This is a genomic window from Pseudoalteromonas sp. MEBiC 03485 (assembly GCF_004195145.1).
Lineage (GTDB): Bacteria > Pseudomonadota > Gammaproteobacteria > Enterobacterales > Alteromonadaceae > Pseudoalteromonas > Pseudoalteromonas apostichopi.
Map to the genome: position 1 here is coordinate 2,289,361 of NZ_SGBT01000001.1, position 25,924 is coordinate 2,315,284.

A 25,924-nucleotide genomic window follows, 5' to 3' on the forward strand; every position below is an offset into this window, starting at 1 on the left:
GAAAAAGTGGTTTACCACTTTTTCTTTGGTGCGAATAATACATCTAAATCGTCTTGCTCTTGTTCTGCTTTTTTCTTCAGTGACGTTGCATTTGAAGCTTTTAATTCAGAACTAATCGTTTCTAGATAATTCTCTACTTCTTGCTTTTTGGTATTAACATAATCATCGCTATAGCTAACTGCGCTGAGAGTCGCAAGTGCCTTTTCAAAATACTGTCTGGCAGAACCCACCATGTTTGCTGAACGGGCAGAGATACCACGCTTAATTTGGCTTTCTACATTGATTCGCAGTTGTAACTTTTCAAGACGTTTATCTTCAGCAACAAATATTTGGCTATCTATTTTACCTTTGCCATGCTCTGAGCGAAGTAAGGCACGTAATTTCTTTATCCCTTGAATTAGGGCAATCAGTTGTTTGTCGTTATCTGGTAGGGCTAATGCATCACTATTATTAGCTTCGATAGGAGAGGCTAAACGTTCTTTTGATTCTTTTAATCTGTTTTTCAATTCTTTTGAGCTTGGAGAGAGCTCTACCATACCTGCTAAAGCATCATAAATACGACGCTGAATAATACGTAGGATATTTTCAGACATTGGGATATTGGCACTGTTAAGCAGTACATCCTCTGCTTCTTCAATGATTTTTTTCTGTTTTGTAAGCTCTTTACGGCGCTCTGCTTCTTGTTTTTCTTTATGTTGTTGCACTGCACTGACCCATAGTGCGATCACAATTAATGCAACAATGAGCATGATGATGATAGAAACAATCATTACTAAATCTCAGTTTTAACTATCTAATTTTTTTATCTTACATTAAAAAGATTAGATCTGAACAGTTTTGCGGTTAGTTATCTCGAATAAACTTCTTACACTTACTACTTTATAATGAGTATAGCCTTAAACTAGCACCTTTATTGAATATTTTGCGAGTAAACACCGCTACCGAGCTGTAATTTAATGTGTTAGCCTTAGAAACAATCGATATAAATGTATAGCGCGATGAAATATCGCTTGGCATTGCGCTTTACAGCCATTATAAATAAACAATAACAACGTCTACAATGCAGCCATGAAACTACAACAACTCAGATATATAGTCGAAGTCCAAAATCATAAACTGAATGTATCCGCAACAGCAGAAAGTTTATTTACCTCGCAACCGGGGATCTCGAAACAAGTTCGTATGCTTGAAGACGAACTCGGTGTACAGATCTTTGGCCGCAGTGGTAAACACCTTACCCATGTAACCAGTGCAGGTAACGAAATTATTAATATCTCACGGGAAATACTGTCGAAAGTTGAAGGTATTAAAGCGGTTGCCAATGAGCATACCTTACCCGATCAAGGTAAGCTTAATATTGCGACTACTCATACTCAGGCTCGTTATGCATTGCCGAATGTTATTCAAGGTTTTATGAAAAAGTACCCAGCTGTTTCGCTGCACATGCATCAAGGTACGCCGCAACAAATTTCAGATGCTGCAGCACGCGGCGATGCTGACTTTGCCATTGCGACTGAGGCATTGCATTTATATTCTGATTTAGTCATGTTGCCTTGTTATCACTGGAATCGCAGTATTGTTGTGGCAAAAACACATCCGCTCGCGCAAAAGGCTGATAATTTAACGGTTGCCGATGTGGCTAAATACCCACTTATTACTTATGTGTTTGGTTTTACGGGTCGTTCTGAATTAGATAAAGCTTTCAATGCGCATGGGCTTGAGCCGCATATTGTATTTACTGCAACCGACGCTGATGTAATCAAAACCTATGTCCGTTTAGGGCTAGGTGTGGGTGTTGTGGCGTCTATGGCGATTGATCAAATAACTGATTCTGATTTAGTGTGTATTGATGCAAGCCACTTATTTGAAGCGAGCACTACCAAAATTGGTTTTAGAAAAGGCAGCTTTTTACGCAGCTACATGTATGATTTTATTGAGCGTTTTGCACCACACTTAACTAAAGAGTTAGTGGAAAAAGCAAGCTTATTACGTAATCAAGAAGATGTTGATAAGCTCTTCGAAAACATTGAATTACCAGTAAAATAGATATAAAGAAGCCGCGTTAAAGCGGCTTTTTTATTGTGCTCAAAAGGTGCTATAAATTAACACTCGATGATATTAACAGCTAAGCCACCGCGCGCGGTTTCTTTGTATTTTGTTTTCATATCATTTCCTGTGTCGAGCATGGTTTTAATGACCTTATCAAGCGTAACCTTTTGCTCGCCAGAACCGCGCATTGCCAAACGTGATGCGTTAATTGCTTTAATTGAACCCATCGCATTACGTTCAATACACGGAACTTGCACAAGACCGCCAACGGGGTCACAAGTTAAACCCAGGTTGTGCTCCATACCGATTTCAGCGGCATTTTCAACTTGCACAACATTACCACCCATTATTTCAGTTAGTGCACCAGCGGCCATTGAGCAGGCAACGCCCACTTCACCTTGGCAACCTACTTCAGCACCCGAAATTGAAGCATTCTTTTTATATAAAATACCAATTGCTGCAGCTGTTAATAAATAACGTGTTGCAATATCACGGTCTACTTCTTTAATGAAAGTGTGATAATACATTAATACCGCTGGCAAGATACCCGCAGCACCATTGGTTGGTGCGGTAACAACACGGCCACCTGCTGCATTTTCTTCATTTACTGCAAGAGCAAACAAATCAACCCAGTCCATTGCGCGCAATGGGTCATTATTAACCTCAATATTTAATTTAAGGTGTAAGCTTGGTGCGCGGCGTTTTACTTTTAAACCACCTGGTAAGATACCCTCTGTACGCATACCTCGCTCGATACAGGCTTTCATTACTTGCCAAATATTAAACAGCTCATCTTTAATGTCTTTTTCGCTGCGTAGAGTTTTTTCGTTGTGCATCATAAGCGTTGATACACTAAAACCTGATTCACGGCATAGATCTAATAGCTCTTTTGCAGTATTAAACGGGTAAGGAGCTGGGTTTTCTTCGCGTATCTCGAGCGCTTTTTGTTTTTCGTTCTCGAACTCATCATCGCTTACGATAAAACCACCACCGATTGAGTAATACACCTTACTAAATAATTTTTCGCCATTTTGGCTGGCAATGATTTCCATTGCATTTGAATGTTTTGGTAGTGTTTTACGGCGGTGGAATACAATCGCCCCTTGCTTTGGGAAATTGGCTTTATGGCTTTGGTTTAAATAAATAACCTGTTCTTTTTCGATTTTTGCGAGGATATCGTCTACTAAATCAGCATCAATGGTTTCTGGATCATAACCAGCAAGACCTAATATTACGGCTTTACCAGAGCCGTGGCCAATACCTGTCTGCCCTAATGAGCCAAACAGCTCAACTTTAATATCGGTCACGTTTGCAAGTAAGTTTTTTTCTTCTAATTCGTTTACAAATAAACGCGAAGCGCGCATTGGGCCAACAGTGTGAGATGACGATGGGCCAATACCAATACTAAACATATCGAATGCACTGATCATAATTTGCTACTCATTTTTCTATTAACGGCATACTACCTGCCTTTGAACGGTGCCACATGATAACGTTTAAACGTGTCTGTGTAACCCTAAAAACAGGATAATTAAACTGGTAGGGCGAGCTGTTTGATAAAGTTATTAATAATGCTGGCTGTTGCCCCCCAAAGCAGACCATGCGGGGTCATTAAGCCTTGTAAAATAATGATTTTACCATTTCGTTCAAAGGGCAGGGGCTGCCAATTTTGTTGATTACTCAAATAAGATAAAGGCAGTAAAAAGCTAGCAGCAACTTCGTTGGGATCTGCCTGCCATGTTGTGCCTTCGCTAAGGACACAAACAAATGGCTCAATAGTGAAACCGGTTAGGGTCGCGTATTGGTGTAATTTACCGTGAACCGTCACTTGATGTGTCGCAATATTGAGCTCTTCATTGAGCTCTCGAAGGGCTGTGTGCATCAAAGAGTCATCATGCTTTTCATACTTACCACCTGGTAAGCAAATTTCCCCCGGGTGGTGAAGCAGATAACTTGGTCGTTTACATAGTAATAAATGTGCTTCGTCATTTACATCAAGCAATGGTAGCATCACGGCACTGGCGCGCTTTTCGGCATTAAAGCGAATGGTGCTAGGGCTCTGTGTGGTTTTACTTAAACTAAAACGAGCTATTATTTGCTGACTATTCAAGGTAGTTACTTCAACTTTTACTTTAACAAAGGCAGTATTTTATTTACTTTATCGTAAGTTTCTTGGTACTCCAAGTCGACCTTTGAATCAGCCACAATGCCACCGCCAGCCCAGCAATAGATAGCACCTTGATGACACACTAAAGTACGAATTGTGATACTAGTATCCATGTTGCCACAGGCACTCAAATAGCCAATTGAGCCGCAGTAAACATTACGACGATGCGGTTCAAGCTCTTCTATAATTTCCATTGCACGAATTTTTGGTGCTCCAGTAATTGAACCGCCTGGAAAAGCAGCATGAATTTGGTCAACGGCATCTTTGCCATCCGCTAATTCTGCGCGCACAGTACTTACTAAGTGATGTACTGCCGGAAAGCTCTCTATGGCAAATAAGGACGGCACGGTGACACTACCTGGACGGGCAACTTTTCCTAAATCATTACGCAAAAGATCGACAATCATGACATTTTCCGCACGGTCTTTCTCAGATTGTTGTAAGCGAGAAGCTTGCGCTTGGTCTTGTTCATGGTCGGCCAAACGAGGAAGCGTTCCTTTAATTGGTTTGGTTTCTATTTGGCCCTGATTAACTGAAATAAAACGCTCAGGCGAGATTGATAAAATAGCGCCATCAGGGTGGTTTATATAGCTTGAGAATGGTGCTTTATTGGCTTCTCGCAACTGTTTATAGGCTTGCCATGTTGAACCCGAAAATTCAGCTTTAAATCGCTGAGCAAGGTTGATTTGGTAGCAATCACCGCTTTTTAAATAAGCTTGAATTTGTTCAAACTTTTCGCTGTAGCTGGCTTTGGTCATATTTGAGTGCCAGTCACTTGTTAGGGCGAACTCTGCACTTTCTGGTGTTTCGTTTAGCTGCTGTTGATAGAGTGCTAAGCGATTATGATTTGGCTGACAGACGTAAAACCAGCTTTGTTGTTGCTTATCAAAAATAAGGGCATCAGGATAAAGACCTATTGCCATTTGCGGCATATTAATATCGTTTTTGGCACTATTTGGCATAGTTTCAATCACACGACCTAAATCATAACCAAAATAACCAAGCCAACCACCAGTAAAAGGTAGGTTGTTTGAGTTTGGTGTGTGATTAAACTCCCTAAGACCAGATTTCATCAAACTAAAGCAATCACTTGATTGTAATTTACCATCTACAAAGCACTGATTATCGCGCACCTCTAATTGCTTTAATGGCGCAATGGCAATGATATCGAAACGGCTATTCACATGCTCGCTATTAGCTGAATCAAGTAACACGGCGTGGGGCAAATGAGCGAAATGAGTAAATAGCGTGATGCAATCACCGCTTAATTCTAATTTAATGCATAAATTTTCATCGTTTATCATCTACATTGCCCTGAATAACTAGCCCGAAACGGGCGAGGAGGGTATCATAAGTTAAATTTGATTGGCAGCGTTATGATTTCCTTTATAGTGATGCCATGACTAACCCGTAGAGTAAATCTTCGTCACCGGTTTACTCAGGATCACGTACAGCGCTACGCGATAAAAACTTAAGGAACCCGTAATGAGTACAATTCGTCAGCAAGACTTCATTGATAGCATTGAAGATGCATTGCAATACATTTCTTTTTATCACCCTCTCGATTTCGTACAAGCCTTAGAAAAAGCTTACAACAAAGAGCAAAGCAAAGCGGCAAAAGATGCCATTGCGCAAATATTAATTAACTCTCGAATGTCAGCTGAAGGTAAGCGTCCGCTATGTCAAGATACAGGTATTATTACTTGTTTCGTAAAAGTAGGTATGGATGTTAAGTGGGATAAAACAGACATGACCGTACAGCAAATGGTTGATGAAGGTACCCGTCGCGCATACTTAAACCCAGATAACCCGTTACGTGCATCAATTGTTGCAGACCCTGCTGGTACGCGTAAAAACACCAAAGATAATACACCATCAGTTGTTCATATCGACTTAGTGCCAGGCGCTGAAGTAGAAGTAATGGTGGCAGCGAAGGGCGGTGGCTCAGAAAATAAAACGAAAATGGTTATGCTTAACCCATCTGATGATGTGGCTGCATGGGTTGAAAAAACATTACCAACGATGGGTGCGGGCTGGTGTCCACCTGGCATGTTAGGTATAGGTATTGGTGGTACTGCAGAAAAAGCTGCGGTACTTGCTAAAGAATCTCTAATGGACCCAGTTGATATTCACGAGCTGATTGAGCGCGGCGCAGAAACAACTGAAGAAAAAATGCGTATCGATATCTTCGAACGTGCAAATAAATTAGGTATTGGTGCACAAGGTCTTGGCGGTTTAACAACCGTAGTTGATGTGAAAATCAAAACGGCACCGACTCACGCAGCATCAAAACCAGTGGTTATGATCCCTAACTGTGCAGCAACTCGTCACGTTCACTTTACGTTAGATGGTTCAGGCCCTGCTGATCTTAAAGCACCGAAACTAGAAGATTGGCCAGAAGTTACGTTTGAAGTTGGCGAAGGTACACGTCGCGTTGATTTAAACACACTGACTAAAGAAGATACGCAAGAATGGAAGATGGGTGAAACTGTACTTCTGTCTGGTACTATCTTAACGGGTCGTGATGCAGCTCATAAGCGTCTACAAGACATGATCCAATCAGGTGAAGGTTTACCAGAAGGCGTTGATTTTGATAACAAGTTTATCTACTACGTTGGCCCTGTAGATGCTGTGGGTGATGAAGCAGTAGGCCCAGCAGGCCCTACAACTGCGACTCGTATGGATAAATTCACCGATATGATGTTAGAAAACACAGGCATCATCGGTATGATTGGTAAAGCTGAGCGTGGTCCTGCTACAGTAGAATCAATCAAAAACAATAAGTCTATCTACTTAATGGCGGTAGGTGGTGCAGCTTACCTTGTTTCTAAAGCAATCAAGAAAGCACGTGTTGTTGCGTTCGAAGATTTAGGTATGGAAGCAATCTACGAGTTTGAAGTAGAAGATATGCCAGTAACCGTTGCTGTTGATAGTGAAGGTGCGAATGCGCATACGCAAGGTCCAGCTATTTGGAAAGCAAAGATCGAAGAACTTGATGGCAAATTAAAATAACCATCTTGTAACTCTTTAAATAAACGGCGCAACAGCGCCGTTTTTTTCAGCTCTGACCAGTCTTAGTTATTTCTTCACCATACCCTTAAAAAGCATATATTTCTTGGCTTTATCGATACAATTTCTTTGTAATATTTTCTTTACGCTATACTTTACCTTTACGTTCACGTAATTAAGTATGCAATGTTAATATTTTGTTTTGAATTAACAATGCTTAAAGTGTGCTTTTTATGGTGTGTTTTTTCTTTAAAGTGTTATTTTTTGAGTTGTTATTTCGGCAGGGGAACTTTGCTTAGTTTTATCATCTCATATAGTGGCAAGGGAGCAAACGAAGTGATAAAGTCTCGGCACTTTCAGCGCTCACACCCCTTAGGGTAAGAAAATTTCGGAGTATTTAACTGTGGCTGTATTTAATAAAGTCGACTTTGATAACCACGAGCAAGTGGTGTTTTGTTCAGATAAAGAATCAGGCCTAAAAGCTATTATCGCGGTTCATAATACCAAGTTAGGTCCAGCAGTTGGTGGTTGCAGAATGTGGGACTACTCAACAGATGAAGATGCTGTAACTGACGCACTACGTTTATCAAAAGGTATGACGTATAAAAATGCTGTGGCACGCTTACCATTTGGTGGCGGTAAGTCAGTGATTATTGGTAATGCAAAAGAAATAAAATCAGAGCAACTTTTCCGTGCATTTGGTCGTCAATTAGAGCGATTAAGCGGTAGCTACTATTCAGCTGAAGACGTGAACATCACCTGTGACGATGTTGCTATTATGAATAAAGAAACTAACTATGTATTAGGTCTTGAAGGTAAAAGTGGTAACCCATCGCCTTTCACTGCTTATGGTACATTCTTAGGTATTAAAGCTGCATTACAACATCAACGTGGTCACCAAGACCTAGCAGGTGTTAAAGTAGCAGTTCAAGGTTTAGGTGCTGTAGCATATGGCCTTTGTAAACACCTACATGAAGCGGGCGCAACATTATTTGTAACAGATATCAATGAGCAAGCTGTTGAGCGTGTTGTAAATGACTTCAATGCAACGGCTGTGGGTATTGATGAAATCTATGACTTAGATGTTGATGTATATGCACCATGTGCCCTAGGCGCAACGGTAAACGACACGACTATCCCTCGTTTAAAAGCAACGATTATTGCAGGTTGTGCTAATAACCAATTAGCAGAGTCTCGTCACGGTGAAATTATTCGTGAAAAAGGTATCTTATACGCTCCAGATTACGTAATTAACGCAGGTGGTATCATCAACGTTTACTACGAAACAGCGCCAGAAGGTTATAGTGCAGAAGCATCAACGAAACACGTTGAAGGCATCTTTGATACCCTAACTGAAATCTTTGCTCGTTCGGAAAAAGAGCAAAAGTCGACGCATTTAATTGCAGATGAGCTAGCATTAGAAATCATCGAAAACGGTTTATAATTTAGTAAATTCACTAAATTTACAGTCAAAAAAAGGTGCGCAGGTCGCACCTTTTTTGTATCTGTTATTTATCGCATCAAGGTGACGAAGTTAAGCTTGCTAGGTACACTCAGCTTTTAAATTTCGAGGACACCTAATGAAAGCTCCATCTTGTGAAATCACGCCTATTGATCTAGCGACTTGGCCTCGTAAACAGCATTTTGCTTTTTTCAAAGAATTTTCTCTGCCTTATTTTAATGTGTGTGTTTCGCTCGATATGGCAGCTCTATACACTAAATGTAAAACAGAGTCTTATTCGTTTTTTCACTGCTATGTCTACCTAACACTTGAAGCATGCCATGATTATGCGCCGATGCGTCAACGTATTATTGATTGTTTGCCAGTACAACTGTCATCGGTAAGAGGCAGTGTTGTAGAGCTTGCTGAAAATGAAACATTCCGCTTTAGTTATTTTGAAAAACAAGCGTCGATGGACGATTTCTCAAAACATGCCATTTCAGCGAGCAAAACAAGTAAAGCAAAGCCATTTTTTTCTGATGCATTTGCTGCAACAGAAGGGCAGCCTGATCTTATTCATATCTCAGTGCTTCCATGGTTAAACTTCACAGGCTTCTCGCATGCCGTGAGTGAGGGGCACGGCCTTGGTATACCTAAGTTTGTGTTTGGTCAATATGACTCGAAAACTGGCAAGATGCCACTCTCAATTGATGTGCATCATGCTTTGATGGATGGCTTACATGTGGCGCGATTTGTGAAAATACTGCAAGATAAAATTACGAATTTTTGTAATTGATTGTTGCTAAATGTCATTAAAGTGAGTAAGAATTGCAACTAATGTAGTATTATCTGAAGTTAGCGATGACTTTGGCTTCACAGAGCTACATCACTGAATAGAACGATAATAAATATCAGGGTTTTAGTTTTATGGTGCGGGTAGTTAGTTGTATTTTACTTTTCTTATGTTTCAGCGCTTTTGCAGACTCTGCACGCCTCTCTCTGAGTGACTACTTTACAGAGACTTGGAGTACTCGCGCCGGACTTCCTCATAATAGTATTAATAGCGTTACGCAAACTAAAGATGGCTACATTTGGATAGCGACTTGGGAAGGCCTTTCTCGCTTTAATGGCCGTGAGTTTAAACTTTTCACTCGCACAGAAATTCCTGGTTTACCAGATTCAGGCTTACGTAGCCTTATTCCCATGGATAATGGAGATTTATATATCGTTGGTGCGCGAGGTGGTATTGCTCTTCGCTCACAAGGTGGGTGGCGCGCATTACCCAGTTCTTCTGCGATGGTAAATCATGCGCTTGTCACTGAACAAGGTGAGCTTTGGTTAGCACTAGAAGGACAAGGCATTACTTATCGTGCTTCTGAAAATGCCACTGAGCAAAAGTTACTTGATAAGCTGAGCGCATATCGTCTTTTACAGGACAAAACTGGGGTGATCTGGGCTGCTACCAGTGATGGACTCTATCAAATTATTAATAATCAAGTTCGTAGAGTAGGTCAAGAATCAGGCCTACCTGACGCCTCTGTCTTTACTTTGTTACTCACTAGTTCAGGTACCTTAATTGTTGGGACCGAAAAGGGAGTATGGAAAAAGCAGCAAGACAAATTCATTTCTGTTGACCCTGTACTGAATAAAGAATCTATTTCTAGCTTACTTGAAGATAGTGAAGGCGATTTGTGGTTTGGTACCATCAATAAAGGAGTGTTCAGACTCAGCAGTGTAGGACTTGAAAACTTGGCCGCCGATGATGGTTTACCCAACAACCGTATTTTATCTTTACTGCAAGATCGCGAAAAAAGTATCTGGGTTGGCACTAATGCTGGTTTATTTCGCCTGCGAGAAGCGCCATTTACAAATTGGAGTCAAAGTCGTGGGCTTGCATCTGACTATGTGCGTACCGTGTTATCGCATTCTGATGGTAGTTTGTGGGTGGGCAGTAGTAATGGTTTAAACCGTATTGAAAATGGCAAGCTCACAACTCTTAGCCAAGCCTATGAAAAAGACCCGCTATCAGTTTTAAGTTTAACCGAAGATAAACAAGGCACAGTGTGGTTAGGCACTTATACTGCAGGTTTAATGAAAGTGGTAAACAAACAAATTTACCCAGTAAGAAATCGCAGTAATGGCTTGATTAGTAATGAAGTTCGCGCTGTGTTGTTCGATAAAATGGATAACTTATGGATTGGCACCGCGGGTGGTTTAACCAAAATAGATCCTGCCGGGCAAACTGAATTATTCACCACAGAAGATGGTTTAATTGGTGATTTCATTATGGCCCTTGTCGAAGATGACCATGGCAGGTTATGGGTTGGTACGGGGGTCGGTGTTTCAATTTATGACCCAGCAACAAAGCAGTTTAAAACTCTAGAGTTTCCAAAGCAGTTCAGTACTGAGTATGCATTTGGCTTTTATTTAGATGACGATACTATGTGGCTTGCTACTGATAGAGGCCTAGTTCGCTACAATCTCAGCACAGATAAAATGAGCTTGTTTGGTCGAGATCATGGTTTACCAGTTGATAAGCTGTTCCAAGTAATTGAGCAAGGTGACTCATTATGGCTGACCAGTAACCGTGGTGTTATTCAAGTCAACAAAGCTCAGTTAGTTGCAATACTAGATAACCCTGAAAAAGTTCAACCAATGAGCATTTCGATGCAGCTTTATGATGAAGGCGATGGCATGTTGAGCGCGCAAGCAAATGGCGGTTCAAACCCAGCAGCTGTTCTTCATTCCGATGGACAAATATGGGTTGCTACTGCTAAAGGTGTCGCTATCGTAACACCAGAGCGCTTAAAAGAAGCTAGTAAACGACGATTATCGACGGTTATTGAAAGCTTTGAAGTCGATGGCAAACCAATGACTTTACCTGTTGGTAATGAAGTTTTGAGTTTACCTGCTGGTGTTTCTCGTGTTTCGTTTAACTATGCAGGGCTTAGTTTTATCATGCCTGGGCGTTTAAACTACCAAACTCAATTAAGTGGTTACAATCAACAATGGGTAGACAGGGGGCGTCTGGCCATTACGGAGTACACCAATTTACCGCCGGGTGAATATACCTTTAAAGTGCGTGCAGGGTATCCTAATAGTGATTGGCAAAATAATGAGCAAGTACTGCGTTTTAAAATCGCCCCTTATTTTTGGCAAAAAACTAGCTTTAAGTTATTTATCTTAATTGCCGTACTTTTTACTGCTTATGTCATTTATAAATACCGCTTATATCATTATAAGCGTATTGAAATTGAGTTAACCGAAAAAGTTGAACAGCAAATGCATGATTTACAAACCCAAGCGGATGCTTTTGCTCATTTAGCGAACCATGATCAGTTAACGCAATTACCGAACAGACGAGCTTTCGATAGCTGGTTATCTGAAAACTTTAATCAATTTCAGCGTGATAATAAAACGCTTAGTATTGCCATTATGGATATTGATCACTTCAAACTTATTAATGACAACTTCTCGCACTTAATTGGCGATAAAGTGATTTGTGAAATTGCTCGTTTGCTGCGCCTGAACTTCCCTGATGAAGGTTATGCCGCTCGTTGGGGCGGTGAAGAGTTTACTCTGCTGTTCCCTTATAAAAATGCTGAAGAAGCTGCAAAAATGTGTGAAATTATCCGTTTAGAAATAGCCGATTACGATTTTTCAGAATTAGCACAAGAGCTCTCAGTGACGGTTAGTTTTGGCGTTGCAGATAATGCAGAAGTTACTGATTATGACCGTTTATTATCACATGCAGATACAGCTCTTTATCACGCTAAAAACAACGGGCGTAATAAAATTTTTATTTATAATCAAGGTTGCACTGCGCTAGATTAGCCAATCTGAAAATAAAAATGTGTGTAAACAATTGATCTTTTTTTGTTTGCACACATTAAAGTATCAAGATTGTTTTTTAGGCGATAGTAATGCTTAACCTGGTTTTGATACTTTTTTTAATAATTTTTGTTGTGTGTTACTGGCGCTGGGACGACATCCGTAATCACTTTTGGCAGAAAAAATACCTCAATAACTCCCTCAATGTTCAGCAAAAAAATCTGCTGTTAAAATATATGCCTATCTACCGAAAGATGACGGATGCCGATCGTGAAAAGCTGGAGCGTCACATCGTTTGGTTTTTAAATGAAAAACGCTTTATTGGTTGTGATGGCCTTGAGCTTAATGATGCAATGAAGCTGATTGTAGCGGCAGATGCCTGTGTTTTAGTGCTTAATAAACCGTGGCCATTGTATCGCAATGTAAAAGAAATCCTACTTTACCCTAGTGCTTATTATGCACCACAAACTTCCCGCGATAATGCTGGGCTTGTCAGTTATCACAATACTGTGCGACAAGGTGAATCATGGCCGGGCGGAACGCTGGTATTGAGCTGGCATGATGTCCTTGAGGGGAATCGCTTGCCAAGTGATGGTCATAATTTGGTGTTTCATGAATTTGCCCATCAGCTCGACCAAGAAACCGGCAAAACTACAGGCACGCCATTGCTTTCGAGTAATGAGGATTACCAAAAGTGGGCAAAAGTATTTAGCCGTGCGTTTAATCAATTAAAAACCCATTTAGCCTATGGCATGCCTCATGTTATTCACAGCTATGGCGCGACCAATGAGGCAGAGTTTTTTGCTGTTATTACTGAAACCTTTTTAGAAAAGCCTGCTGAACTCAGACAGTTTGACCCAGAAATATACCATTTACTGGTTGGCTTTTATCAGTTTGATCCGATTGCGTGGCATTAGTCGACTATTTACGTCTGTTTAACACGAATCACTGGAATCTTGCTATGCTATTTGGTGCAATCCTGAAAGTGTGCATATAAGCAAAACAATAAAAAAGTGAGATTTCAATGAAGAAAATGCTTCATACAGCGCTTGCTGTATCGATTTCACTTGCTTTAACAGGGCAAGTGGCTGCAGCTGAGCAATCAAATGATGACAAATGGCAGGTAGACGCACCAAAAGGCCAATTCTTAGACGCTAAAATTAGTGTTGAGCAAGGCACGTGGATGAATGTTGATATTAGCCCTGATGGTAAAACAGTCGTGTTTGACCTACTCGGCGATATTTATACCATGCCAATGTCTGGTGGTACTGCAACGCAATTAACCAGTGATATAGCATGGCAAATGCAACCGCGCTTTAGCCCTGATGGTAAGCACATTGCATTTACTTCAGACCAAGGTGGTGGCGACAACATTTGGGTTATGGATTTAAATGGTGAAAACCAAAAGGCAGTAACGAATGAAACATTTCGTTTATTAAATAGCCCAGCTTGGAGCCCTGATGGAGACTACTTAGTGGCTCGTAAGCACTTTACTGCAAGCCGCTCTTTGGGTGCAGGTGAAGTATGGCTATACCATAAAGCGGGTGGTAAAGGTGTACAGCTAACTGCACGCGAAAACGACCAAAAAGACTTAGGTGAGCCAATGTTCTCGCCTGATGGGCGTTATGTTTATTTCTCTCATGATGCAACGCCGGGTAAAACATTTCATTACTCTAAAGACTCTGTAGCGGGTATTTATAAAATTAAACGCTATGACCGTGAAACTGGCGATATTGAAACAATTATCGATGGCATGGGCGGGGCTATTCGTCCTACACCTTCGCCAGATGGTAAAAAGCTTGCTTACATCAAGCGTGATGATTTTCAAACAAGCTTGTACTTATATGACCTTCACACCGGTGAGCATACTAAGCTGTATGGTGAGCTTGAGCGCGATATGCAAGAGACATGGGCTATTCATGGCGTATATCCAACAATCGCTTGGACACCAGATAACGAACAATTGGTATTTTGGGCTGGTGGTACTATCCATAAGCTAGATGTCGATGATAAGTCTGTTTCGACTATTCCATTTAAAGTTGAAACCAATAAGCAAATTCAAAAAGCAGTGCGTTTTACACAAAACATCGATAGCGATAATTTTGATGTGAAAATGCTGCGCAATGTACAAATTTCACCAGATGGTGAAACGGCTATATTTGAAGCGCTAGGTCATATTTATAAGCGTGATTTAGAGTCTGGCAAAGTGAAGCGCTTAACTAAGCAAGACGATCACTTTGAATTATTCCCACAGTTCTCTCGTGATGGAAAGAAAATTGTTTACACAACATGGGATGATAATGAGCAGGGCTCAGTACGTGTTGTATCTGCGCGTAGTGGTCGTGGCGATACTATTACCAAAGAGCCGGGTAAATATGTAGAGCCAACATTTAGCCCAGATGGCAAAACGGTTGTTTACCGTAAAGCGTCAGGCGGCAGTATTCTTAATCCTACATGGTCATTAGAGCCAGGTATTTACTCAGTAAGTGCTAAAGGCGGTAAAGCAACGCTTATCACTAAATCAGGCTATCAACCACAATTTGGTGTAGCAAACGACCGTATTTATGTGATGAGTCCTTGGCCAAAACCAACATTAAGCGTTGTTGAACTTGAATCAAAACAAATTCGTAAACTTTATGAATCAGAGCATGCAACAGAGTTTAGAGTATCACCAGATGGTAAATACTTAGCGTTTGCAGAGCGATTTAAAGTGTTTGTCACGCCATTTGTTGAACGTGGTAAAACCATTAATATTGGCCCGAAAGATAGCCAATTCCCAATTGAGCAGCTCTCTGTTCGTGCGGGTGAAAATATCAGTTGGAGTGGTACAAGCGATAAACTTTATTGGAGCTTGGGCCCTGAGTTATATCATGCAAGCCTAGCGGGTTTATTTGATATTAACCAAAATGCTGAGACTGATTTTAAAGTTAAAAGTGGCGACAATATCGGTTTTACAAAAACCATGGCGGAGCCTAAATCTGTATTTGCGTTAACTGGCGCGCGCATTATTACCATGAATGGTGAGCAGGTCATTGAAAACGGCGTTATTGTTACCGACGGTAAGCATATTAAAGCTGTAGGTAGTAAAGACAGTGTTGATATACCTAAAGGCGCAGAAGTAATTGATGTGACTGGTAAAACAATTATGCCGGGTATTGTTGATGCGCATGCACATGGCTCGCAAGGTAGCGATGAGATCATTCCACAGCAGAACTGGAAGAACTTAGCTGGATTAGCGTTAGGTGTGACAACGATTCATGATCCATCAAACGACACCACTGAGATTTTTGCTGCAAGTGAAATGCAAAAAGCAGGCATGATTGTCGGCCCTCGTATCTTCTCTACGGGTACCATTTTATATGGTGCGAATATGCCAGGTTATACATCGCACATTGACTCGCTAGAAGATGCTAAGTTCCACCTTGAGCGCTTAAAGAAAGTGGGCGCGTTTAGTGTTAAATCATATAACCAACCGCGTCGTGAACAGCGCCAGCAAGTAATTGAAGCAGGCCGTGAACTTGAAATGATGGTTGTGCCAGAGGGTGGATCATTACTGCAGCACAACTTAACCATGGTGGTTGATGGTCATACGGGTATTGAACACTCAATTCCTGTAGCCAATATATACGATGATATTCGCCAGCTTTGGTCACAAAGCGATGTTGGTTACACGCCGACACTCGGTGTAGCATACGGTGGCATTTGGGGTGAAAATTATTGGTACGATAAGACTGATGTGTGGAATCACCCACGCTTAAGTAAGTTTGTACCAAAGAATCAGCTTTTACCTCGTTCAATGCGTCGTGTTAAGGCTCCCGATCATCACTATAATCACTTTAACAATGCCCGTGTTGCCAAAGAGCTACAGGACTTAGGTGTTTTAGTCAATCTGGGAGCACATGGTCAACGTGAAGGTTTAGCTGCACACTGGGAGATTTGGATGTTTGCTCAAGGTGGTATGACGCCACTAGAAGCAATTCGTGCGGCAACGCTAGATCCCGCTAAATACATTGGCCTTGATAACAACATCGGTTCTCTTGAGCCGGGTAAACTTGCAGATTTAATCGTTATTGACGGTAACCCGCTAACTAACATTCGTGATACAGATAAAATAGATTACACCATGATTAATGGTCGTCTATTTGATGCTGCAACCATGAACGAAGTGGGTGAGAAAAAACGCGAAAAGTTATATTTTGAAAAAATCTAACATAGCAAAAATCTAAACTGAAAGCGGCCATAGTGCCGCTTTTTTATTGTTTTAAGTGAGGAAACTGTTTAGTTCCTATTAGTTTTGCTTGGCAGATCATGCCTTCAACGAGCGTCATTAAATAGTGGCTGTGCGTGTCCAGCTGCGCACTTTCCATGTTATTACACGATGACAGACGCAGTTTAATTAACTGCTGTATGGCCATTTTATGTTCTTTACAGGCTTGATTTATCGGGCTAGTAGGATCAGGAAACTCGGCTGCAGTGTTAATAAATAAACAGCCATTGAAATCACCTAACTCAGTCACCTCAGAATTAAACCAAGCTTCATGGCAGCTGATCAAAGCTACTTTAAATTCTTCAACAGTGGTTAGCTTGCTGGTGGCATGCGTTAACCAATTTAAGAATCTGTTATGTCGCTCACTAAGGCACGCAAGTAATAATTCATCTTTACTTGCGAAATGGTGGTACATGGTTTTTTTGGCGACACCAGCCACATTAATAATTTCGTTTATTCCCACACTATGAATGCCTTTTTGATAAAAAAGTGACAGGGCAGTCAAAATAATATGTGTTCGTTTATCCATAACAAAGCCTCATTGGGTGACTAATGATAGCTTGACAGAAGTAGACCGAGTTGTCTACCATTTGCGAGGTAGACAACTCGGTCTACTTTTGGAGGTGTTATGGAAAATAAATTTCGTAAAGCTGCTATTGCTGGCATATTTGCTTGTATGGCAATTTTTGTTTTAGCTTATTTGCAGCAATTAGGAAATTATGGTGTTTGGTTGATGGCGCCATTTGGTGCAACTGCGGTGCTGGTGTTTGGTGTACCGCACAGTCCTTTAGCGAAAGCGAAGAATGTCATCGGCGGGCACATTTTGACTGCTTTAATCGGCGTTGTATTTGTAAATTATGTTGGAGTAGGGCCTGTTGAAATTGCTTTAGCCACAGGGTTGGCAATTAGCCTGATGATGTTGACAGATACAATTCATCCCGCAGCAGGCGCTAACCCAATTTTGATTATGCAATCTCTACAAAGTTGGGATTTTTTAGTGATGCCCGTACTGATTGGAACTGTGTTTATTGTGTTATTTGGTTATTTAAGTCAATGGCTATTAAATATTCAGTTGAATGGGCATAAAAAAACCGCTAACGAGTAGCGGTTTTTAAAATTTTTAAGTGTAATTAAATTACACAACACCACGCGGTAAACGACAATCGTGGTCTTTTTCAGCTAGGTTAACAATCCAAAGCTCTTCAGCTTTGTAACCATCATCGTTTGCTGTAACAACAGTGAACGATGCTTTCTTAGCTGTTTTAGCCGGCGCAGCGGTTTTAGTTTTGGTTTTTTTCGCTGGTGCTTTTGGTGCTTCTTCTGCTTTAGGCTCAGCTGTTTTACCAGAAGTGAGCTCTTCAGTCAGCGCTGCAACATCAGCAAGGCGCATATTTTTGCCACCGTCGATGCTATACCAACCAGGTTTTGTTGTGATTTCAGGTTTCTTACCATTCGCTGCTTCGTATGCTGCTTCGAAGGCATTTAACACTTCTGTTTTGTCTAGTTTGCTCATCAGAGACCCTATACGTTGTAAACACAGATTAAGAATATATATTTATACCTATTTTCAGCTTACTTTTCAATTTTTTGCGATTTTCCTTCCATTTTTCACTCATAAACGCCAAAATTTGCACAAAATAGAGGGTTGAAGGACGATTTTTATATGCAACGCAAACAATTTACTCAATTATTAAACGACATTCTTAAACCTGATTCTATCGCTGACTTTTGCCCAAATGGCTTACAAGTTGAAGGTGCGAGCGAAGTAAAAAAAATAGTGACGGGTGTCACAGCAAGTCAAGCATTGATTGATGCTGCTATTACACAAAATGCAGATACTATTTTGGTACACCATGGTTATTTCTGGAAAGGGGAGTCACAGCCAATCACGGGCATGAAAAAGCGCCGTATAGCGGCACTTTTAAAAAATGATATTAATTTATATGGCTATCATTTACCGCTAGATATTCACCCCGACATTGGTAATAACGCACAATTGGCAAAGTTACTCGATATTGAGTTCACAGGCGGGCTTGAATCAGGTCCAAATAGTGTGCCAGTAAAGGGACGTTTAAAAACACCATTAAGCGGTGAAGAGTTTTCCGACAAAATTACTCAAGTACTTAACCGTGCACCATTAACTAGCTTGGTTAGAGAACAGAAAATCGAAACCATCGCTTGGTGCACAGGAGGTGGACAAGGGTATATTGATTTAGCGGCTGCTCAAGGTATTGATGCTTATCTTACTGGTGAAGCCTCTGAGCAGACTATTCATAGTTCACGTGAGCAAGGCATCGACTTTTTTGCAGCAGGACACCATGCTACTGAGCGTTATGGCATTAAAGCCTTAGGCGAACTTTTAGCTGAGCAGCATGGTTTTGATGTAACGTTTATCGATATAGACAATCCAGTCTGATTAAGTCTATAGCACCTCTGGATCAATCCAGCGGCGCACACTCACCCATGCACTGCCAATTTTCTCATGAGCAACTCTGGTAACTGCAACAAGTACAGCGTCATCAGGTATAAACTGTTTATACGTTGGATACTGACCAAAATCTTGAAAGTCGGTTGCCGCTGGGATCACATCAACACCTTGTGCATTAAATAAGTCTTTCGCTCGCGGCATATGGCTTGCTGAGGTGACTAGGGCTGTTTTTCTATCGACTAAATAAATGGCAAGTCGCTTCGCTTCTTCTGCGGTATCCATAGCGAGGGGGTTTTGTTTAATTCTCGTTGCAGAAATACCTAACGCTTTTGCTGTTTCAAACATGAGTTGACTATTGGTGGTATTAGCAAAACCGCCCCCTGATACATAGAGGATGGCATTTGGATAATGGTGAGCAAGCTTAACACCTTCAAGTAAGCGAGCAAGCGCACAATCGCCTAACTGGTGGTTTGCTTGAAGGCGCGAGTTGGGCATTATTGAGCAGCCAAGTACCACAATATTATCAAGTTTAGGATGTTTTGCTTGGTTAAATTGCCATGCAGGGTTATTGCTTGTAGCTATCAATGACTGGCCAATAAATGGCGTGCTTATCAGCATTAAAGTTAAAATGCTAACAAAGCCAAAATAGAGTGCTTTGCGTTTATGTGTAATGGCTAAAAATACCATCACTAAAGTAAGCAGCCCGAGCAACGGCAGGGGCATTAATAATGAGCCAATGATCTTTTTAATTTCAAACATATATCAATGCTATTGTCTGTGACAGATAATGCTATGTTAGTTATTTTGCCTTGCTTTAGCGACCGTTATTTTGCTTACAAGTATTTAAAAAGTGGCGATAAACAGGGTTATCTTTCATATTTTTTTTCATCGCTAAATACATAGGGCGTGTAAGACCTAATGCACCTAACGGAATAGACTTAATAAGCCCTTGGCTTTCATAAGGGGTGACTAGCCAATCTGGTAATGCAGCAACTCCCATACCTGCGCTCACTAATTGGAAAATCAATAAGCCTTGGTCAACCGTTTTAAGGGTGCCATCAAATCGTGCATTTTGAATGAAATGTTTAAAGATATCTTGGCGCTCACGCGGAATAGGGTAAGAAATAATTGTTTCGTTCTTTAAATCAAGGGCCGTGACATAGGCTTTTTTTGCCAATTCATGATCCGGTGCAACGATTAGTTTTAATTTAAAATCAAACAGGTGAGCATATTCAAGCTGATCGGGTTCACGAATATCAGAAGTCAGCACTAGATCTAATTCATCATTAATTAAATCTGGGATAGCGTCGTAACTAAAGCCGCGCTCGTAATCAATTTTAATATCAGGCCAAAAGTTATTAAATTCTTTTATGGTTGGTAGCAACCAATGAAAGCAGGCATGACACTCAACACTTAAACGTAAATTTGATATTGGCTGATTCAGGCTTTCCTTTAAGCGACATTTCGTTGCTTCAACTCGAGGTAATACCTCGTTAGCAAGTTCCAGAAGTAACATACCTTGTGGTGTGAAGCGCACAGGCTGTGTCTTACGTTCAAACAGTTGGCAATCTAACTTATTCTCAAGATCTTTAATTTGATGCGATAAAGCCGATTGAGTTAGAAATAACTCACGCGCTGTATTGACCAAAGAGCCTGTTTCTTTAAGGGTCGCTATGGTTTTTAAGTGTTTTATATCAATCATCTTTAAAAAATCTCATGAAAAATGTGAGTCTGACTCAGATTACGAACATACTACGCCTTAGAATTATTTTTTTCAACGTCTAGACGTCTAAAGTTGGCGATTAATTTAACCGCTTTTTTACAATACGCCTTCCTATAAACAGTTGACAGCGTTGTCATGTAATTGTTTGTATTTTAGTTATGAAATTATATGAATTTACCTCAAGTTAAAACTTGCTATTTTAATAGTGTTATAGCTTGCGAGAACTAACTTGATATTTATTTTCAATTAATAGTAGTAGGGTAGAGCTGTTCGCTAAGGTATTATTTTTTATAATGTTATTATCTAAAACAATGGTAGTTTTATTTTTCATAGGGATGTCTGTGTTGCGTACTGTATTTTTACTCTGTGCTTGTTGGGTTATGCCTGCTTTTGCTGGCACTATTAACAGCCAGTTTCCGACAGAAATTGATCCACATGGTCACTATGTTTTTTATTCACATGGTTTTATTGTAGAAGGGCATAACCCTAAGCCTGTTCACAAAACCTTTGGGATTTATGATTTTGTTGCCGTAAAAGAAGCGCTTGCAGATGAGAGCTATCATTTAATTGCTTACCATAGACCAAAAGGCACTGAACCTTTTGTGTTTGCGAAAAAGCTTGCAGCAGACGTTGAAGCATTAATAACTGCCGGTGTTGCTGAATCAAACATCAGTTTGGTTGGTTTTTCAAGGGGTGGGGCATTGTCGATAATGGCAGCCAATGAACTTAAACGTACAAATATCAACTTAATTATTTTAGCTGGTTGTGCTGGTTTAATTAAAAAGCTCCCATCAGTTAAAGCTTACGGCAAGGTTTACTCTATCTTTGAACGTTCAGATCAGGTTGGCTCTTGCCAATTTTTAATTGATAGGAATGAGGTAACCAAGTTCGAAGAAATAAGCATCAATACAGGGCTTTCACATGGCGCATTTTATAAGCCAAAAGATGAATGGGTGTTACCTATTAAGAAGTGGCTAAAGGATTAACTATGCCTTATATATTGTTATTTTTAGCGATTAGTGTTTTCGGAATAAGCTTTTCATGCGATGCTGAGCCGTTTACGTTGCCGCGCACTGATACAGTTTTGCTTAAAGATAAACATTCAGACAACGAATACCCAATCACTATTAAACTGCCACCTAGCTACCAAAAGCAAAGTCATAAACGCTACCCTGTGGTGTATCTATTAGATGCAAATTATAGTTTGCCAATTGCCTCTGGTGCTAGTCGCTTTATGATGAATTCGGGGTCCATTGAAGAGGTGATTATCGTTGCTATAGGATACCAAAAAGGCATGTCTGGGCTTAATAGCCGTATTTATGACTACACCCCATTTGAAGATAAAAATTGGCAGCGACAGACTGGGGGAGCAAGAAACTACCTCAATTATTTAAAACAATCCGTATTGCCCTATATTGATGCTCAGTACAGAACAAGCCAAAAAAACACCTTGGTCGGTAACTCGCTTGGTGGTTTATTTGCAGCCTATACCTTGTTTACTGAGCCTACGCTTTTTTCCAGTTATGTCATAGGTAGCCCTTCAGTGTGGTTTAAGCAGCATGACCTTTTAGCTTTACCTGTGGTGCCCACGAGCAAAACAACTAAAGTGTATATTGGTATCGGAGAACTTGAAGAAAGTGAAGGTGAACAAATGGTTTCGGGCGCAAGGCAATTAGCAGCTAAAATTAATAAACAAAGCGGCGCGCTGGTTACAACAAATTTATTTGTTATCCCTCAGGCACGCCATGCAACAGCATTCCCAACAACGATTACCCAAGCCTTAGACTGGATTTACCAGGTTAATGATAACTAAAGAGCGTGACACTTTTTATATTTTTTGCCGCTACCACAAGGGCATTCATCATTACGGCCAATTTTAATATCTGCAACTGGCGTTATATCACCATCTAGGTAACGCCATAGGCCATCTTCTTTAATAAAACGCGATTTTTCGTGTAACTCACAATACAAGTTTTGGTAAAAGTAATTTGCTTTAAATTCTACAAAACCTTCTTGATCATTATGTTCAGTATCTAAAACACTGAGTTTGGTAAAACGGCAGCTATTAGCAAAATCTTTGATTTCGCGAACCGGGTTAGCGGCTTGCTGGCTTTGTGCATAGGTACTAAATACATATTTAGCATCTTTTAGCGCGTAGGCACTAAAACGAGAACGCATAAGTTGCTCTGGGTTATCAGCTTGGCTTGCACCTGTATGAAAAGGTTGGCAGCAAAGCTCGTAAGTCAATTCGCTGCCACAAGGACAAAGGGAGTGTGTGAGTGATGTCATAACAACTTACCTAAAACTATAAATTGTTATTTTAACAAGCCTATTGTGGCTGCGGTACTAAATTGTTTAATTGGGCGCTTTTTGTAAAACAATAAAACTTAGCAGATGCCTGCTCAAGGTTTAAGTTCATCGAATCAAGTTGATGATTGCTTACAATATCTGTCCATGTGATTACAGCAGCAAAATTACCGTTATGTAATGCTGAGCTAAGTACATACTCAAGGTTAACTAAATGCTTTTGTCTTATCACAAGCAGTTTGCTGGTATCAATCGAACACGAATCTAATAACGCTTTACTAGGAACATGATCAGGAGCAATTAATAGGGTCCATGCATTTTGGCTATTGTAATGATGCAATACCTTTAATAGTTCAAAGGTTGCTGATATTTCATCTTCAATTTGAATTAAGTTAACAGACGCTTTGTCGTTATCTTGTTGGTAGCTTTTAACTGTTCTTAAGGTAATTGGCTGTAACATAACTTTCACTCACTGGTTGTTTATACAGTATGTGTATACAGTAGTTTATACAGTGTTCTTGCGCAAGTACTTTTTTGCTATTTTTTAACCAATAATTCAGTTTTATTTTAATTAAAATAATTTAGTTGTTATTAAACAATTGGTTATGGTTTTGTTTTGAAGGTTGAAAAAGGTGAGAAATTTACCGCTAAAGCTATACAGTATTTTATACAGTACTATGTAAATAGCTAAGTTTTGCTTCTATACAGGTATTTTGCATAAAAAAGCCGGTATAGAAACCGGCTCTTAATCTTTGTAGTTCTGCTATTTATCTAAGTAGGTATTTAAAAACTCAAGATATGCGTTTGAGGCTTTTATACGGTTTTCCTTTTTAGTAAACCCATGGCCTTCATCATCGAATAATACATATTCGACAGGCACACCATTTGCTTTTACAGCGGCAACGAGCTCATCGCTTTCAACTTGTAAAACGCGAGGGTCGTTAGCACCTTGAATCACCATTAAAGGCTTAGTGATGTTTTTAGCATGAAATAGTGGCGAAATTGCACGGTGACGTTCACCGTCTGTCGCGGGGTCGCCCATTTCGTCATACAGCGCCTTTTTAAAGCTTTCCCACCATGGTGGAATCGAGTTTAAGGTTCTAACCCAATTCGTTACACCAAAAATATTAATGCCGACTTTAAACTCTTCAGGTTCGAAGGCAAGTGCAGCAGCAGTCATAAAACCACCATAGCTGCCCCCTATGATGCCAATTTTATCAGCATCGACCCAATCTAGGCTTTGCAGGTGTTTTTTACCGTAAACGATATCTTGTAAATCGTCAGTGCCATGCTTTTTGTCATCTAAATGGAAGAAGGTTTTACCGTAACCTGAGCTACCTCGGTTATTGACTGCAAAAATGGCATAACCATGATTTACTAGATGTTGCTGCATAGCACTATATCCAGTGCGGCTTTGTCCACCAGGGCCGCCATGCACCCATACTAAAGCAGGTACTTTGTTGTTGCTGTTGGCTTGCTTAGGCTTGTATAAAACTCCCGGAATTTCTAAACCATCAAAGCTTTTAAAGCGCACAATGGTGCTTTCAACCAAGTCACTTTGATCAATTGCATCACTTAATGTATTGGTTAATTGTTTAGCTTTCGACTCACCGACTTGCCATACAAATAGGTTGCTTGGAGAGGTGTCTGAATTTAGGTAAAACGCCATGGTTTTTTCATCAGCTGAAAAATTTACACCGCGTAAGTTACCAGCAGGCAGTGATGGCATGGCAATACCTTTACCTGTGGTGGTATCGATTATCGACACCTTAGTGCTTGCATCAGCATTAACACCGCTTACTTGGTAACGGCCAGATTTAGAGAAGTAAATAAAGCTTACATCCCACTCATCTTTGAGGGCAGGGCTGTGCTCACCGGTAGTTAAATCATAACGCCATACTTCTGCAAACTCACCCTTAGCATCAGTTGAGTAGTACAATGATTTACTGTCTCTTGAAAATGTTTCAGGGCCGTATTTAGCGTCGCCGTCATGGCGGGTAATGAGCTCTGGTTTCAGAGTTTTTTTACGAGTATCAAGTATGAATACATCACTGTCTTTGTTCGAATTGTTTTTCGATAAAGCAATAAAACGGCCATCAGGGCTGATTGCGCCGACATCAAGGCCCATGGTATTTTGATAAACAGGTGTTACTTCATAGCTGTTAGCATCAACACGATATAGGTCCATAAACTTAGCATCACGCTGATTGCTGGTTATAAAAAAGTGTTTACCGTCTTCTGTGAAACCTGCAAATCCTGCTCTGGTTTCTTCACCTGGCGTAAGATCTTTAACTGTGCCATCTGTTTCGCGAACGTAGATGTGATAACGCTCGTTACCGCCTGAGTCTTTAGTAAATAGTACGCGCTCATCTTTAGGGAAATAAGCCACTGCATAAGTACTGTCTTCAAAGTCTGTTAAGCGGGTTTTCTTGGCAGTTTTTATATCTACTTCATAAAGACTATAAATGCCGCTTTCGTCACTGCTAACGAGTATTTTGTCACCTTTCGGTGAAAAGCTGCTGCCCATAATTGAGGTTGTGTCAAAAAAGGTTTCAGCATCATACTGTTTAACAGTTTGGCTTTGTTGCACGCTTTCGGTGCTACTTGTTGATGGGGTTGATTGTGAACATCCTGCAAGTGCAAGGCTAAGTGCGCATGCAACGGCAGCTAGTTGAAAACTCGGTTTCATTGTAATTATTCCT

Annotated in this window: 22 protein-coding genes; 11 read left to right on the forward strand and 11 right to left on the reverse strand. The window is 40.5% G+C overall.

Going from position 1 to position 25,924, the window contains the following annotated elements:
* Positions 1–11 precede the first annotated feature (11 nt).
* The gene (locus EVU92_RS10660) at positions 12–770 is read right to left on the reverse strand and encodes a hypothetical protein (protein WP_130051202.1); all 759 of its coding nucleotides are present in this window, start codon (positions 768–770) and stop codon (positions 12–14) included.
* Between the two features lie 298 nt (positions 771–1,068).
* On the opposite strand from EVU92_RS10660, the gene cysB reads away from it, so the two are divergent.
* The gene (gene cysB / locus EVU92_RS10665) at positions 1,069–2,046 is read left to right on the forward strand and encodes an HTH-type transcriptional regulator CysB (protein ID WP_130051203.1); all 978 of its coding nucleotides are present in this window, start codon (positions 1,069–1,071) and stop codon (positions 2,044–2,046) included.
* Positions 2,047–2,102: 56 nt separating this feature from the next.
* Here cysB and EVU92_RS10670 read toward each other — a convergent pair whose 3' ends face one another.
* The 3 genes from EVU92_RS10670 to pabB all read right to left on the reverse strand — a co-directional run bounded on the left by EVU92_RS10670 (position 2,103) and on the right by pabB (position 5,520).
* A complete protein-coding gene (locus EVU92_RS10670; protein WP_130051204.1) occupies positions 2,103–3,479 on the reverse strand; it encodes an L-serine ammonia-lyase in 1,377 nt (458 codons plus the stop codon).
* Between the two features lie 101 nt (positions 3,480–3,580).
* Complete coding sequence (locus tag EVU92_RS10675; RefSeq protein ID WP_130051205.1) at positions 3,581–4,159, reverse strand: CoA pyrophosphatase; 579 nt, start codon at positions 4,157–4,159, stop codon at positions 3,581–3,583.
* A 17-nt stretch (positions 4,160–4,176) separates the two neighbouring features.
* Positions 4,177–5,520, reverse strand: a complete 1,344-nt coding sequence (gene pabB, locus EVU92_RS10680; protein ID WP_130051206.1) for an aminodeoxychorismate synthase component I — start codon at positions 5,518–5,520, stop codon at positions 4,177–4,179.
* 181 nt (positions 5,521–5,701) lie between these two features.
* Here pabB and EVU92_RS10685 point away from each other — a divergent pair, with 181 nt between their 5' ends.
* From EVU92_RS10685 to EVU92_RS10710, 6 genes are all read left to right on the forward strand, one after another.
* Complete coding sequence (locus EVU92_RS10685) at positions 5,702–7,228, forward strand: fumarate hydratase (protein WP_062570698.1); 1,527 nt, start codon at positions 5,702–5,704, stop codon at positions 7,226–7,228.
* Between the two features lie 400 nt (positions 7,229–7,628).
* A complete protein-coding gene (locus EVU92_RS10690; protein ID WP_130051207.1) occupies positions 7,629–8,669 on the forward strand; it encodes a Glu/Leu/Phe/Val dehydrogenase in 1,041 nt (346 codons plus the stop codon).
* Positions 8,670–8,826: 157 nt separating this feature from the next.
* Positions 8,827–9,462, forward strand: coding sequence for a CatA-like O-acetyltransferase (locus tag EVU92_RS10695; RefSeq protein ID WP_205987943.1), 636 nt, complete (start codon positions 8,827–8,829; stop codon positions 9,460–9,462).
* 131 nt (positions 9,463–9,593) lie between these two features.
* Positions 9,594–12,500, forward strand: coding sequence for a ligand-binding sensor domain-containing diguanylate cyclase (locus tag EVU92_RS10700; RefSeq protein ID WP_130051209.1), 2,907 nt, complete (start codon positions 9,594–9,596; stop codon positions 12,498–12,500).
* An 89-nt stretch (positions 12,501–12,589) separates the two neighbouring features.
* A complete protein-coding gene (locus EVU92_RS10705; RefSeq protein WP_130051210.1) occupies positions 12,590–13,414 on the forward strand; it encodes a M90 family metallopeptidase in 825 nt (274 codons plus the stop codon).
* A gap of 107 nt (positions 13,415–13,521) precedes the next feature.
* Positions 13,522–16,707, forward strand: coding sequence for an amidohydrolase family protein (locus EVU92_RS10710; RefSeq protein WP_130051211.1), 3,186 nt, complete (start codon positions 13,522–13,524; stop codon positions 16,705–16,707).
* 43 nt (positions 16,708–16,750) lie between these two features.
* Here EVU92_RS10710 and EVU92_RS10715 read toward each other — a convergent pair whose 3' ends face one another.
* Positions 16,751–17,293, reverse strand: a complete 543-nt coding sequence (locus EVU92_RS10715) for a TetR/AcrR family transcriptional regulator (protein WP_130051212.1) — start codon at positions 17,291–17,293, stop codon at positions 16,751–16,753.
* 99 nt (positions 17,294–17,392) lie between these two features.
* Between EVU92_RS10715 and EVU92_RS10720 the strand changes: the two genes are divergently transcribed.
* Positions 17,393–17,869 carry an HPP family protein gene (locus tag EVU92_RS10720; RefSeq protein WP_130051213.1) on the forward strand — a complete coding sequence of 159 codons (477 nt, stop codon included), beginning with the start codon at positions 17,393–17,395 and terminating at the stop codon, positions 17,867–17,869.
* Positions 17,870–17,899: 30 nt separating this feature from the next.
* Here EVU92_RS10720 and EVU92_RS10725 read toward each other — a convergent pair whose 3' ends face one another.
* On the reverse strand, positions 17,900–18,277 hold the full coding sequence (locus EVU92_RS10725; protein WP_054561783.1) for a hypothetical protein: 378 nt from the start codon (positions 18,275–18,277) through the stop codon (positions 17,900–17,902).
* Positions 18,278–18,427: 150 nt separating this feature from the next.
* Between EVU92_RS10725 and EVU92_RS10730 the strand changes: the two genes are divergently transcribed.
* Complete coding sequence (locus EVU92_RS10730; protein ID WP_130051214.1) at positions 18,428–19,180, forward strand: Nif3-like dinuclear metal center hexameric protein; 753 nt, start codon at positions 18,428–18,430, stop codon at positions 19,178–19,180.
* A gap of 6 nt (positions 19,181–19,186) precedes the next feature.
* Here EVU92_RS10730 and EVU92_RS10735 read toward each other — a convergent pair whose 3' ends face one another.
* Together EVU92_RS10735 and EVU92_RS10740 are read right to left on the reverse strand one after the other, a co-directional pair.
* The gene (locus EVU92_RS10735) at positions 19,187–19,951 is read right to left on the reverse strand and encodes a YdcF family protein (protein WP_130051215.1); all 765 of its coding nucleotides are present in this window, start codon (positions 19,949–19,951) and stop codon (positions 19,187–19,189) included.
* A 55-nt stretch (positions 19,952–20,006) separates the two neighbouring features.
* Complete coding sequence (locus EVU92_RS10740; protein WP_054551603.1) at positions 20,007–20,894, reverse strand: LysR substrate-binding domain-containing protein; 888 nt, start codon at positions 20,892–20,894, stop codon at positions 20,007–20,009.
* A 362-nt stretch (positions 20,895–21,256) separates the two neighbouring features.
* Here EVU92_RS10740 and EVU92_RS10745 point away from each other — a divergent pair, with 362 nt between their 5' ends.
* Both EVU92_RS10745 and EVU92_RS10750 read left to right on the forward strand, forming a co-directional pair.
* Positions 21,257–21,901, forward strand: coding sequence for an alpha/beta hydrolase (locus EVU92_RS10745; RefSeq protein ID WP_240701309.1), 645 nt, complete (start codon positions 21,257–21,259; stop codon positions 21,899–21,901).
* A gap of 2 nt (positions 21,902–21,903) precedes the next feature.
* Positions 21,904–22,728: an alpha/beta hydrolase-fold protein gene (locus tag EVU92_RS10750; protein ID WP_130051216.1), complete on the forward strand. Its 825-nt coding sequence runs from the start codon at positions 21,904–21,906 to the stop codon at positions 22,726–22,728.
* Here the strand turns inward: EVU92_RS10750 and EVU92_RS10755 are convergent.
* The 3 genes from EVU92_RS10755 to EVU92_RS10765 all read right to left on the reverse strand — a co-directional run bounded on the left by EVU92_RS10755 (position 22,725) and on the right by EVU92_RS10765 (position 25,911).
* Positions 22,725–23,204 carry a YchJ family protein gene (locus tag EVU92_RS10755; RefSeq protein WP_130051217.1) on the reverse strand — a complete coding sequence of 160 codons (480 nt, stop codon included), beginning with the start codon at positions 23,202–23,204 and terminating at the stop codon, positions 22,725–22,727. The genes EVU92_RS10750 and EVU92_RS10755 overlap by 4 nt on opposite strands.
* Positions 23,205–23,244: 40 nt before the next feature.
* Entirely contained in the window at positions 23,245–23,682 is a 438-nt protein-coding gene (locus EVU92_RS10760) for a SulA-like leucine-rich domain-containing protein (protein ID WP_130051218.1), read from the reverse strand.
* Positions 23,683–23,985: 303 nt separating this feature from the next.
* The gene (locus EVU92_RS10765; RefSeq protein ID WP_130051219.1) at positions 23,986–25,911 is read right to left on the reverse strand and encodes a S9 family peptidase; all 1,926 of its coding nucleotides are present in this window, start codon (positions 25,909–25,911) and stop codon (positions 23,986–23,988) included.
* Positions 25,912–25,924 lie beyond the last annotated feature (13 nt).